This is a genomic window from Aeromonas sp. ANP5 (assembly GCF_963870295.1).
In the GTDB taxonomy this organism is placed as follows: Bacteria; Pseudomonadota; Gammaproteobacteria; order Enterobacterales; family Aeromonadaceae; genus Aeromonas; species Aeromonas veronii.
In genome coordinates this window covers 1-13168 of the sequence record NZ_CAWMRY010000018.1, presented here as the reverse complement: position 1 = coordinate 13168, position 13168 = coordinate 1, and the positions used below count along the sequence as shown (strand labels likewise).

Sequence of the window (13168 nt, the reverse complement as noted above, 5' to 3'; positions counted from 1 at the left end):
GCGGGTTGATATTGATGGATGGAGCATGAATGTATCCGCTGGATACGCCACACGGAGGTGGCATGCTCCGCCCGGCCCCTTGGCTGGGCGTTTTTTATACATGGTCAGTTGGCAACCTTCTGATGGGGGTTTGAGCAATTATTCCGGTTTGTCCAATGAGTTATCCCCAGCTTCTGGGGATAACTCAGAATGCAAAGTAGTAGCAGAAGCGGCGGGTCAGGTTGAAGAACTGCCGTTGTCCCTCATCCAGCTCTTCCTGTTTGATAAAAGCAGTGATGGTGCGTTCATCTTCCCGCAGATCGATCATGGCGACCGCTTCAGGCCGCTGGGCCTTGATATAGGGCAGGATCTTCGGTTTGAGGGGCATGGTGGGCTCGGTGGAGAGCACCAGCGCAATGCTCTCGTCCGAGAGTTTCACCAGTGAACCCGGCGGATAGACCCCCAGCACCTTGACCAGCAACTTGACCAGATTCTGGTCGAACTTCTTCTGGGATAACTTGTAGAGCTGGCTGATGGCCTGACTCGGCGCGGCCGGGTTGCCGCTGTTGCGGGGATGGAGCAGCTCGTCGTAGAAGTCGACCAGCCCGATCAACCGCGCCAGCGGCGGGATCTCCCCGCCCTTGATCCCGAGCGGATAACCGCTGCCGTCGAGCCGCTCGTGGTGCAGATGGGCGACCTGACGGATTTTCGGTTCAAAGGCGTTGAGCTGGGTCAGCATCTCCAGCCCGTACTGGGGATGCATATTGAGGAAGTTCTGCTCGGCCTTGTTGAGATCCCCCCGTTTTTGGGTGATCTGGCTCGGGATTTTCAGTTCGCCGATGTCGTGGATAAGTCCCGCAAGTCCCGTCTCCTCAATCTCGATGGGGTTCATGCCGAGTTCGCGGGCCATCAGCATGGCAATAAAAGCCACATTGAGGCTGTGTTGCAGCAGGATATCGGTGTGGGGGCTGCGAATAAGGTGGAGCCCGAGAGGCCCTTCATGCTGACTGAGGGTGAAGGCGGCATTGCGGACGATCTGGGCTGTGTTGGCCAGTCCCTCATCCGGTTTGAGGTTCAGCGCCCCGAGTGCATCGCGCAGCTCGCTCATGGATTGGCCAAAGGCTTTGTCAGCGGCGCGCATGGAGCGGCGAAAGGCTTTTTCGTCAAAGGGGGGCGGGCCCGAGGCAATCAGCTCTTCCAGCTCGTCAAGGTCAGGCCCTGCATCCGGGATATCGCCGCGCAGCAGCGGCTCGATGGGCAGATCGCTCTTGTCGGGGTCGACCATCAGCAGGGTGAGGTCAAGATGACGAAGAATGTCGAGTTGCTGCTGATCCTTGATCTTGAAGGTATTGAACATAAACGGGTGGTTGGTCCATCCCGTGGGGAGATGGATATAGTGGCCTACCCGCAACTGTTCTATGGAGGCTTGGATCAGTGCCATCGGTTAACCTGCATTTCGTGAATGCCTACTCAACAAGCTAGCAAAATCCGATGGATAGACAACTAAAAATCCATTTCAGTGCCGCGGAGCACCCCGTGCTGTGATGGGGCGCACGAGCGCCGTGCTTCTCCTCTTAATTCGCGCTTAAGTTTTACTTCCTACGCTGGCCCCGTCGTTTTTGTTGGCTTGGCCGGCCCGCTGCGCTGCAGGCCGGTATGTAGGAGTTGTTTATGCGTGTAACCCTCGGTGTACTGCAGACCAATCTGTTGCTGGTGCTCTTTTTCGCCCTGGTACTGAACTGGCCAATCTTTTTGCATTTCTATACGGTGCTCAGCGCCCTGACCCATGTCAAAGCCGGATTTGCCATCTCGATCCCGCTGGTGCTGATCGCGGCGCTCAATGCCGTGTTTATTCCCTTCACGTTCCGGTTTGTGCTCAAGCCCTTTTTTACCGTGCTTATTCTGACTGGCTCCATCGTCAGCTACGCCATGCTCAAATACGGCGTCATCTTTGATGCAGGCATGATCCAGAACATAGTGGAGACCAACAGTGGTGAGGCGGGGGCCTATTTGAATGGCTCGGTTGCGCTCTGGTTTCTGCTGACCGGGCTGCTGCCTGTTCTGGTGCTCTGGTCACTGCGGATCCGCTATCCGGCTCGCTGGTATCAGGGGTTGGCGTTGCGGGCTGGTGCACTGGCTATCTCTCTGCTGTTTATCGGGGGCGTAGCGTCACTTTACTATCAGGATTACGCCTCGGTCGGGCGCAACAACAAGTCGCTGGCCAAAGAGATTGTGCCCGCCAACTATGTGCACGGCCTCTACAAATATGGGCGGGATGTGCTGTTTGCCACGCCGATCCCCTACCAGCATTTGGGGACCGATGCCAAGGTGGTGGCACGGGGAAGCAAGCCGACTTTGATGTTCCTGGTGGTGGGGGAGACGGCGCGCAGCCAGAACTACTCCCTTAACGGGTATGGCAAGGCGACCAACAGCTTTACGGCCAAAGAGCAGGGAGTGGTGTCGTTCAAAGATGTGCGCTCCTGCGGTACGGCCACCGCTGTCTCGGTGCCCTGCATGTTCTCCAACCTCACGCGCCGTGGCTACGATGACCAGCTTGCCAGCTCCCGTGACGGCCTGCTCGATGTGCTGCAACATGCCGGAGTCTCGGTATTGTGGAAAGAGAACGATGGCGGCTGCAAAGGGGTATGCCGCAATGTGCCGACCATCGAGATCCTCCCCAAATCCTATCCTGCGCTCTGTCAGGGGGAGTCTTGCTATGACGAGGTGCTGCTGGAGGGGCTGGATCAGCAGATTGCCGGCATGAAGGGCAACAAGCTGGTGGCTTTTCACCTGATGGGCAGCCATGGCCCGACCTATTTTCGTCGTTACCCTGCCAGTGAGCGCGTCTTTATGCCGGACTGCCCGCGTAGCGACATTGAAAACTGCAGCAACGAAGAGCTGGTCAACACCTATGACAACACCATCCGCTACACCGACAAGGTGGTGGGACTGCTGATAGACAAGCTCAAGTCGCTGGAGAGCCAGTATGATGTGGGACTGGTCTATCTCTCCGATCACGGTGAATCCCTCGGGGCCATGGGGCTCTATCTGCATGGCACGCCATACAAGTTTGCGCCGGATGATCAGACCCGGGTGCCGCTGCTGACCTGGTTCTCGCCCCAGTTACAGGCCGATCGCCAGCTGGATATGGGTTGCCTGGCGGCGGAGGCGAGCAGTCAGCGCTTCTCCCATGACAACCTCTTTCACTCCATGCTGGGGATCATGGATGTGCAGACGAGTGTTTACGACAACAAGCTGGATCTGTTCAAGCCATGTCGGGCGGGCTAAACCGCCAGCAAGCACACAATAGAAAACGGCAGCCACTGGCTGCCGTTTTGTTATCTCGCAAGATCAGTGTCTTACTTCTGCTCCATGATGATCTGCAGCAGATCTCCCTCCAGCAGGGCGCGCTTGACCAGTGCAAAGCCGCCATAGGTCGGCTGGTTCTGGAAGCGGGCTTTCACGATGGGCAGGCCACGGTGGAAGCTCGGCAGGGATTGATGCTCGACACAGCGGCGGATGGCCGGGAAGAGGATCTCTTCGGCGGCGGTGATTTCGCCGGCGATCAGCACCTTTTGCGGGTTGAACAGATTGACCGTAATAGCCACCGCCCGTCCCAGATGCTCACCCACGTTCTCGATCACGCTGCGGGCCAGTTCATCACCTGCCAGCGCAGCCTTGCACACCTCCTGAATGGTGATGTGCTTCTCCTGCAGCGCGCTCTGGTGGCCGCGGCTGATGAGCTCCTTCACCTTGTCGATGATCGCTTCGTTGGAGGCGATGGTTTCGAGGCAGCCGAAGTTGCCACAGTGGCAGCGCTTGCCGAGCGGCTCGACCTGAATATGGCCGATCTCGCCGACGTTGCGGTTCTGACCGAGGAACACCTGACCCTTGGTGATGATCCCCGAGCCCGTCCCCTGGTGGACACTCACCAGAATGGAGTCCATGCAGTCGCGGGACTCGCCGAAGAAGTGTTCGGCCAGCGCCAGCGAGCGGGTGTCGTTGCCCACGTAGCAGGGGAGGTTGAAGTGGTTCTCAAGCAGCTTCGCCAGTCCCAGATTGCGGATCTGGTACTTGGGGGTGTAGATGACCATGCCGGATTCCGGGTTGACCAGACCCGGCATGGTCAGCGCGATGCTGATGAGGTTGCGACAACGTTCGCGGTTGGCATCGATAAAGGCGCCAATCTCTCGCAGCAGCATGTCGACCACGGGTTGCTGGTCGATCTCGGTCACCTGAATGACGTGCTGGTCGAGCTCCTTGCCATCGAGGTCATAGAGACTCAGTTGCAGGTAGCCGCGGCCCAGCTTGGCAGAGACAAACTGAAAGCGATGTTTGATGGTGGTCAGGGAGATGGCACGCCGCCCGCCGGTTGAGGCTTGCGGAGAGGTCTCCTTGATCAGGCCATGCTCGATCAGTTGCCGGGTTATTTTGGTCACGCTGGCCGGGGCCAGCTGACTCAACTCGGCAATCTTGACCCGGGAGATGGGGCCTTGCAGGTCGATGAGCCGATACACGGCTGCACTGTTGACCTGCTTGATAAGATCTACGTTTGCTATTTGTCCGCCAGTCATGATGTCACTGTTGTGTGTAGTGTCCGTTAACCACGGTCCCACGGACCGTGAAGTCCTGATCGAAGACAGTGAGGTTGGCTACTTTACCGACCTGGATACTACCGAGACGTGAGTCCCATCCAATGGCGCGAGCGGGGTAGAGGCTGGCCATTCTCAGTGCTTCATCGAGCGGTAATCCGACCTGCTTGACCAGATTTTCCACCCCCTCAATCATGGTGAGGGAGGAACCGCCGAGTGTACCATTCTCGTCGACACACTGACCATCGCGTAAAAAGACGGTGGTGCCACAAAAATCAAATTTCTCAAAGCCTTCCGGTGCACCGGCTGCCGCGGTGGCATCGGTGACCAGCACCAGTCGCTCCCCCAGCGCCTTGTGAGCCAGACGCACGTTGGCCCAGTGCACATGGTGGCCATCGACGATGATGCCCGCATAGACATCTTTGCGATCGTAGATGGCGCCCACGACGCCCGGCTCGCGACCGTTGAGGGTCGGAGTCATGGCGTTGTAGAGGTGGGTCGCAAAGCGAATACCGTTATCGAACCCGGCCATCGCCTGATCGTAACTGGCGGCAGTGTGACCGGCCGAGACCAGAATGCCCGCTTCCACCAGACGGCGGATATGGGCCGGCTCGTTGCGCTCTGGAGCCAGGGTGATTTTGGTGATGGCATCCGCGTTGGCACAGAAGAAGTCGATCATTTCGTCCGCTGGCTGGCGAATTTGCGCGGCAGGGTGGATCCCCTTGCGCTTGAGGTTGGTGTAAGGCCCTTCCAGATGGACGCCCAGCACCTCGTTGGGGTTGGCAGCCATGTAGTCACGGGTCACCGCAACGGCCTGCTTCATATCCGCATCCGGACTGGTGATCAGGGTCGGCAGGAAGCTGGTGGTACCGGATTTGAGGTTGGCCGCCTGCATGGTTGCCAGGGTCTCGACCGTGATGTCTGTGTTGAACATCACCCCGCCACAGCCGTTGAGCTGCACATCGATAAAACCGGCGGTCAGGTTGGCGCCTTTGAGGTCAATCTGCTCGATGCCCGCAGGCAGTTCGGCCAGGTGAGAGATGGCGACAATCTTGTCGCCCTCGATAAGCACCCCGTAGCCGGTCAGCACGCAGTTGCCGGTGTAGAGGGTGCAGTTGGTCAATGCGTACATGGCGACTCCTTACAGACGGCCGATGTTGGCGGCTTCCAGTTGCTGGAAGTAGCGAACGGTCTTGACCTTGAGCTCCATGGTAGAGGGCTCGTCACACACCATCATTCCCTTCGGATGCAGTTGCAGGGTGGAGATGGTCCACATGTGGTTGACGCTGCCTTCCACGGCGGCCTGCAGGGCCAGTGCCTTGCCGTGACCGGTGACCAGGATCATGATCTCTTCCGCATCCATCAGGGTGCCGACACCCACGGTCAGGGCCAGTTTGGGCACCTGCTCCATGTCGCCACCGAAGAAGCGGGAGTTGGCGATACGGGTATCTTCGGTCAGGGTCTTGACCCGGGTGCGGGAGGAGAGGGAAGAGGCCGGCTCGTTGAATGCGATGTGGCCGTCGTTACCCACGCCACCCATGAACAGGTGGATCTTGCCGTAGGACTTGATCTTGTCTTCGTAGCGCTTGCACTCGGCCACCAAATCCTCGGCATTGCCGTTGAGGATGTTGATGTTCTCGGGACGAATGTCGATGTGGCTGAAGAAGTTGTTGTGCATGAAGCTGTGGTAGCTCTCCGGGTGATCTTCCGGCAGGCCGACGTACTCGTCCATGTTGAAGGTGACCACGTTCTGGAAGCTCACTTCACCGGCTTTGTGCAACTCGATCAGGCGCTTGTAGGTGTTGAGCGGGGTGCCACCGGTGGGCAGGCCCAGTACGAAAGGGCGATCGCTGGTCGGCTTGAACGCGTTGATGCGGTCAACGATGTAACGAGCAGACCACAGGCCTACTTGGCTGGCAGATTTCAACGGGATCAGGCGCATATGGGATACCTCTGTGTCGGGTTGCGACCGGTTTGGCGGTGGCAATTGGCTAAGACGGATTCAAGTTGTTTTATAGCGTAAATAAAGATTGCGAACTAAGCCACATCTATCCACCACCTTTATCTTGTTTGGGTGATAACGATCACGATTATCGGTTTATTAATTTGCGCAGCGAAATAAAAGCCCTAGACTGCCAATCAAGCCTTGATGGCTTATGCGTCAAACGTGATAAGCACTTAATTTCTAGAAAAACATTAACTAAGGAGAGGAACCGTGAACATTCTCGGTTATTTGCAAAAGATCGGCCGTGCCCTGATGGTGCCGGTAGCGGTATTGCCTGCCGCAGCGATCCTGATGGGGGTTGGCTACTGGATTGACCCGAATGGTTGGGGTGGTGACAGTGCGCTGGCTGCCTTCCTGATCAAAGCGGGCGCAGCCATTATCGATAACATGTCCGTGCTGTTCGCAGTCGGTGTCGCTTACGGTATGTCCAAGGATAAAGACGGTTCTGCTGCGCTGGCAGGTCTGGTCGGCTTCCTGGTCGTTACCACCCTGCTGAGCCCGGGCGCTGTGGCCCAGATCAAGAGCATCCCGGTGGAGCAGGTTCCTGCCGCGTTTGCCAAGATCAGCAACCAGTTCGTGGGTATCCTGTGTGGTGTTATCGCCGCTGAGCTGTATAACCGCTTCAGCAGCGTCGAGCTGCACAAGGCACTCTCCTTCTTCTCCGGTCGTCGTCTGGTACCGATCGTAACCTCCGTGGTGATGATCGTCGTATCCTTCATCCTGATGGCCGTATGGCCGGCAATCTACGGTGGTCTGGTCTCCTTCGGTGAGTCCATCGTGAGCCTGGGCTCTACCGGTGCCGGTATCTACGCCTTCTTCAACCGTCTGCTGATCCCGATCGGTCTGCACCACGCCCTGAACTCCGTGTTCTGGTTCAACGTGGCCGGTATCAACGACATCCCGAACTTCCTGGGTGGTCAGGCTACCATCGATGCCGCTCTGGCCGCTGGCAAGAGCCTGGATCAGGTGAAAGGCGTGGTCGGTATGTACCAGGCTGGCTTCTTCCCCATCATGATGTTCGGTCTGCCGGGTGCCGCTCTGGCCATCTACCACTCCGCCAAGAAAGAGAACAAAGAGAAAGTTGCGTCCATCATGATCGCAGCTGCCTTTGCCTCCTTCTTCACTGGTGTAACCGAGCCGCTCGAGTTCTCCTTCATGTTCGTGGCGCCGGTACTGTATGTCATCCACGCCGTACTGACCGGTATCTCCGTGTTCATCGCTGCCTCCATGCAGTGGATGGCCGGTTTCGGTTTCAGTGCCGGTCTGGTGGATATGGTGCTCTCCAGCCGTAACCCGCTGGCGACCAACTGGTACATGCTGATCCCTCAGGGTCTGGTCTTCTTCGGCCTCTACTACACCGTGTTCCGCGTAGTGATTGCCAAGCTGAACCTGAAAACCCCGGGTCGTGAAGATGACGAAGAGACTGCTCCGGCTGCCGCTCAATCTACCAACCGTACCGAGCTGGCCAAGCAATACCTGGAAGTGCTGGGTGGTCAAGAGAACCTGGTCACCATCGATGCCTGCATCACCCGTCTGCGTCTGACTCTGAAAGACCGCAGCATCGTCGATGAGCGCAAGCTGAAAGCCCTGGGTGCGGCCGGTGTGGTCAAACTCGGTGAGCAGAACCTGCAGGTGATTCTGGGCCCATTGGCCGAAATCATCGCCGGTGAGATGAAAGCCCTGCGTTAATCGAGCGACTCGCTCACCTCAAGTCTAAGTCCATTGTTGACATAACTAAGGGCCCCGATCAGGGGCCCCATATAAAAAAGCCAAGAAAATCCAACCTTTACTTCAAATGAGAGCAGCAGTTATGAACTTGAAACATTCTCTGTTAGCCATTGCCATGTCTACCGTTTTTGTCAGCCAGGTCCAGGCAGCCGATGCCGCCAAGCAGGCCGTGGTCGACTCCCTCGCCAACAACCTGGTGGTCAAGTATGAAGTGGTCACTAACGACGGTGCCGGTGCCGGCCTCGATTGCCAGGCACTCGGTTCCGAGTGGGCGAGCTGTGGCGTTGCCAAGCTGCACCTGACCAATACCGGTGCTGACGTCACCTCCAAAGACTGGAGCATCTACGTCTCCTCCATCCGTCGTATCCAGCGTGTGGATAACGACCAGTTCACCATCACTCACCTGACCGGCGATCTCTATCGTTTGACGCCAACCGAGAAGTTCCAGGGCTTTGCCAAGGATGCCACGGTCGAAGTGCCGCTGGTGGTGGAATACTGGGTACTGTTCGAATCTGACATCATGCCGAACTGGTATGTCGCCAGCGAAGGTGCCGAGCCGAAAGTACTGGCCAGCATGAGCAACATCAATGATGCCAGCACCTACGAGAAGCCGATGCCAGCTGATGGCTGGAAGCGTACCAAGGATGACAAGAACATCCTGATGAACAGCGAGACCCGTTTCGCGGCCAACCAGACCAGCACCCTGCTGCCAGCTGGCAAGATTGACAACCAGATCCTGCCGACCCCGATGAAGCAGGTAGTCAAAGCTGGCCCGCAGGTTGACTTCTCTACCATCAAACTCAATGCCCTGGATCTGCCGAGCGATCGCGCCGAGGCCCTGAAGGCTCAACTGACCAAGCTGGGTGTTACCCTCTCCGACACCGGCTACCCGGTGACCATCAAGCTCGGCAGCAAGCTCAAGCAGGCTGAAGGCTATGACATGACCATCGGTCAGAAGGGCACCGTGATCCAGGGTCGCGACATCGACGGGGCATTCTGGGGTGCACAATCCCTGATCTCCCTGCTGGGTGTTGATGACAAGCTGGTGAGCCCGATGACCGTCGAGGATGCGCCGCGCTTTGAATACCGTGGCATGCAGACCGACGTGGCCCGCCACTTCCGCAGTCTGGATACCATGAAGAAGCTGGTTGACCAGATGTCTGCCATGAAGCTCAACGTGCTGCACCTTGGCCTGACCAACGATGAAGGCTGGCGTCTGGAGATCCCGGGTCTGCCGGAGCTGACCCAGGTCGGTAGCCAGCGTTGCCACGACGAGTCCGAAACCAAGTGCCTGATGCCGCAACTGGGTTCCGGCCCGACCAGCGACAACCAGGGTTCCGGTTTCTACAGCAAGTCTGACTACGTGGATCTGGTGCGTTATGCCAAGGCCCGCGGTGTGACCGTGATCCCCGAGATCAACATGCCGGCCCACGCTCGTGCTGCCGTGGTCTCCATGGAAGCGCGCTACAAGCGTCTGATGGCGGAAGGCAAAGAAGCGGAAGCCAACCAGTTCCGTCTGACTGATCCGGCTGACACCTCCAACGTCACCTCCGTCCAGTTCTACGACAAGATGTCCTTCATCAACCCTTGCCAGCCGGGTGCTGCCACCTTCGTAGCCAAGGTAATGGATGAAGTTGCCCAGATGCACCAGGCCGCCGGTCAGCCGCTGACCGCATGGCACTACGGTGGTGATGAGGCGAAGAACATCATGCAGGGCGGTGGCTATCAGGATCCGGCCGTCACCAAGAAAGAAGAGCTGGTCGCCTGGAAAGGCAACGTCGACTCCAGCAAGCAGGACAAGCCGTTTGGCAAGTCCCCGATGTGCCAGAAGATGATCGACGAAGGCAAGATCAAGGAAGTGGGCGAGCTGCCGGTTTACTTCGCCAAGGAAGTGGGCCAGATGGTCAAAGATCGCGGCTTCTCTACCCTGCAGGCGTGGGAAGATGGTCTGAAGTACGCCAGCGGTGCCAAGGACTTCGCCACCGACAACACCCGTGTCAACTTCTGGGAAACCCTCTACTGGGGTGGCTTCAACGAAGCGATGAAGTGGGCCCACAAGGGTTACCAAGTGGTGCTGTCCAACCCGGATTACCTCTACTTCGACTTCCCGAACGAAGTACACCCGGCCGAGCGTGGCTACTACTGGGCAACCCGTTTCAACGACACGCGCAAGGTGTTCGCCTTCGCCCCGGAAAACCTGCCGCAGAACGCCGAGACCTCGGTTGACCGCGATGGCAACGCCTTCGTGGCCAAGGGTGACCAGGATCCGGTCAAGTTCAAGGGGATCTCCGGTCAGCAGTGGAGTGAAACCGTGCGTACCGATGCTCAGTACGAGTACATGGTCTACCCGCGTATCTTCTCCGTGGCCGAGCGTGCCTGGCACAAAGGTGGCTTCGAGCTGAACTATGTGAAGGGTCGCGAGTTCTCCGGCGAGACCAAGTTCGTCAACAAGGCCACCCTCAACAAAGAGTGGAACCAGTTTGCCAACGTACTGGGTCAGCGCGTGCTGCCGAAACTGGATCAGGCCGGTGTTGAATACCGCCTCTCCGTACCGGGTGCCAAGGTAGTGAACGGTGTGCTGGAAGCGAACGTGGATCTGCCGGGTCTGCCCATCCAGTACAGCCTGGACGGTACCAACTGGAGTGCCTATGACGCCGCGGCCAAGCCGAGCGTGAATGGCAAGGTCTACCTGCGTACCACCAGCTTCGATGGCAAGCGCACCAGCCGTGTCACCGAACTGAACTGATAGCAGTCAACCGTTAACATGAGGTGGGTCGCGAGACCCGCCTTTCCCAAGGGCGATGGCGCATCGGGTTTGGGAAAGGTTGACTGTGCGTGTGAGCCTTTGTTGTGTGTAATTGTCTGTTTTGTGTTTTTCATCACTTTCAGCCCCGCCTCGTGCGGGGCTTTTTTATGCATTTGGTGTGCAATGTGCCAAGCCACGCCGTTTTTAGCGGCGCAATGGCCGGGAAATGGCTCGGAAGTGCCAAATTCAGGTTGAGACAGCGCCCGTAATAAGGGATCATACCCGGCTTGACGGCGGGGGGATGAGGGTGCCAGCCGGCACAACTTCCGCCAGTGACGCTTTTTTGAGGTGAGCCATGAGTCAGGCGAACAGCCCAACTAACTTTATTCGTCAGATCATTGATGAAGATCTGGCCAGCGGTAAGCACAGCAGCGTGCATACCCGTTTTCCGCCCGAGCCGAACGGTTATCTCCATATCGGCCACGCCAAGTCCATCTGCCTGAACTTCGGCATCGCCCGCGACTATCAGGGCCAGTGCAACCTGCGTTTCGATGACACCAACCCGGTGAAGGAAGATATCGAGTACGTAGAGTCCATCAAGCAGGACGTACAGTGGCTCGGCTTCCAGTGGAACGGCGAGATCTGCTACTCCTCCGACTATTTCGACAAGCTGCACGGCTACGCCATCGAGCTGATTGAAAAGGGTCTGGCCTATGTGGACGAGCTGACGCCCGAGCAGATGCGCGAGTACCGTGGCACCCTGACTGAAGCTGGCAAGAACAGCCCGTTCCGCGATCGCAGCGTGGAAGAGAACCTGGCGCTGTTTGCCAAGATGAAGAACGGCGAGTTCGCCGAAGGCACCGCCTGCCTGCGCGCCAAGATCGACATGGCATCCCCCTTCATGGTGATGCGTGATCCGGTTATTTACCGTATCAAGTTTGCCCACCACCACCAGACCGGTGACAAGTGGTGCATCTACCCGATGTATGATTTCACCCACTGCATCTCGGACGCGCTGGAAGGGATCACCCACTCCATCTGTACTCTGGAGTTCCAGGACAACCGTCGTCTGTACGACTGGGTGCTGGATAACATCACCATCGACTGCCACCCCCGTCAGTACGAGTTCTCTCGTCTGAACCTCGAATACACCGTCATGTCCAAGCGCAAGCTGAACCTGCTGGTGACCGAGAAGCACGTCGATGGTTGGGATGACCCACGCATGCTGACCGTCTCCGGTCTGCGTCGTCGTGGTTACACCCCGGCCTCCATCCGCGAGTTCTGCAAGCGCATCGGCGTCACCAAGCAGGACAACATCGTCGAGATGAGCATGCTGGAAGCCTGCATCCGTGAAGACCTCAACGAGCATGCACCGCGCGCCATGGCCGTGCTGCATCCGGTGAAGGTGGTCATCGAGAACCTGGCTGCCGACGAAGTGTTGACTGCCCCGGCCCACCCGAGCAATGCCGAGATGGGTACCCGCGAGCTGAATTTCACCCGCGAGATCTTCATCGATGAAGCGGACTTCAAAGAAGAGGCGAACAAGCAGTTCAAGCGTCTGGTGCTGGGCAAGGAAGTACGTCTGCGCAATGCCTATGTGATCAAGGCCGAGCGTATCGAGAAAGATGCCGATGGCAAAGTCACCTGCATCTACTGCTCCTACGACCCCGAGACCCTGGGCAAGGATCCGGCCGATGGTCGCAAGGTGAAAGGGGTGATCCACTGGGTCAGCGCCACTCACTCCCTGCCAGCCGAAGTGCGTCTCTACGATCGTCTGTTCAAGGTGCCGAACCCGGGCGCCGAGGATGACTTCGAAGCCGCCCTGAACCCGGAATCCCTGGTGATCATCGAGGGTGCCCGTGTCGAGGCGTCGCTCAAAAACGCCAAGCCGGAGCAGGCTTACCAGTTCGAGCGTGAAGGTTATTTCTGCGCCGACAACAAGCTCTCCAGCCCGGAGCATCTGGTGTTCAACCGCACCGTTGCCCTGCGCGACTCCTGGGGCAAGGTAGAAGGCTAAGCCGATGGGGCAGGGGAGACCCTGCCCTGTGTGCTGCCAACGGCCTGCGCCGGACAATAAAAAAGCCAGCATCAGCTGGCTTTTTTATTGTCCGTGTCCCG

The 13168-nt window shown here is 58.0% G+C and carries 8 protein-coding genes; 4 read left to right on the top strand and 4 right to left on the bottom strand.

Going from position 1 to position 13168, the window contains the following annotated elements:
- Window positions 1-184: 184 nt before the first annotated feature.
- A complete protein-coding gene (locus AACT07_RS11670; RefSeq protein ID WP_040066103.1) occupies window positions 185-1420 on the bottom strand; it encodes an HD-GYP domain-containing protein in 1236 nt (411 codons plus the stop codon).
- Window positions 1421-1650: 230 nt separating this feature from the next.
- Between AACT07_RS11670 and AACT07_RS11665 the strand changes: the two genes are divergently transcribed.
- On the top strand, window positions 1651-3267 hold the full coding sequence (locus AACT07_RS11665) for a phosphoethanolamine transferase (protein WP_069527860.1): 1617 nt from the start codon (window positions 1651-1653) through the stop codon (window positions 3265-3267).
- A gap of 71 nt (window positions 3268-3338) precedes the next feature.
- Here AACT07_RS11665 and nagC read toward each other — a convergent pair whose 3' ends face one another.
- From nagC to nagB, 3 genes are read right to left on the bottom strand one after another with little or no spacing between them, the layout of a single operon-like run.
- Complete coding sequence (gene nagC / locus AACT07_RS11660) at window positions 3339-4553, bottom strand: DNA-binding transcriptional regulator NagC (protein ID WP_005334312.1); 1215 nt, start codon at window positions 4551-4553, stop codon at window positions 3339-3341.
- A gap of 4 nt (window positions 4554-4557) precedes the next feature.
- Window positions 4558-5703: an N-acetylglucosamine-6-phosphate deacetylase gene (gene nagA, locus AACT07_RS11655; protein ID WP_069527858.1), complete on the bottom strand. Its 1146-nt coding sequence runs from the start codon at window positions 5701-5703 to the stop codon at window positions 4558-4560.
- A gap of 9 nt (window positions 5704-5712) precedes the next feature.
- A complete protein-coding gene (nagB, locus tag AACT07_RS11650) occupies window positions 5713-6513 on the bottom strand; it encodes a glucosamine-6-phosphate deaminase (RefSeq protein WP_005334308.1) in 801 nt (266 codons plus the stop codon).
- 273 nt (window positions 6514-6786) lie between these two features.
- Between nagB and nagE the strand changes: the two genes are divergently transcribed.
- The 3 genes from nagE to glnS all read left to right on the top strand — a co-directional run bounded on the left by nagE (window position 6787) and on the right by glnS (window position 13067).
- On the top strand, window positions 6787-8265 hold the full coding sequence (gene nagE / locus AACT07_RS11645) for an N-acetylglucosamine-specific PTS transporter subunit IIBC (RefSeq protein ID WP_069527856.1): 1479 nt from the start codon (window positions 6787-6789) through the stop codon (window positions 8263-8265).
- Window positions 8266-8386: 121 nt separating this feature from the next.
- Complete coding sequence (locus tag AACT07_RS11640; protein ID WP_005334304.1) at window positions 8387-11050, top strand: beta-N-acetylhexosaminidase; 2664 nt, start codon at window positions 8387-8389, stop codon at window positions 11048-11050.
- A gap of 355 nt (window positions 11051-11405) precedes the next feature.
- On the top strand, window positions 11406-13067 hold the full coding sequence (glnS, locus tag AACT07_RS11635) for a glutamine--tRNA ligase (protein WP_005334302.1): 1662 nt from the start codon (window positions 11406-11408) through the stop codon (window positions 13065-13067).
- The last annotated feature ends 101 nt before the right edge of the window (window positions 13068-13168 follow it).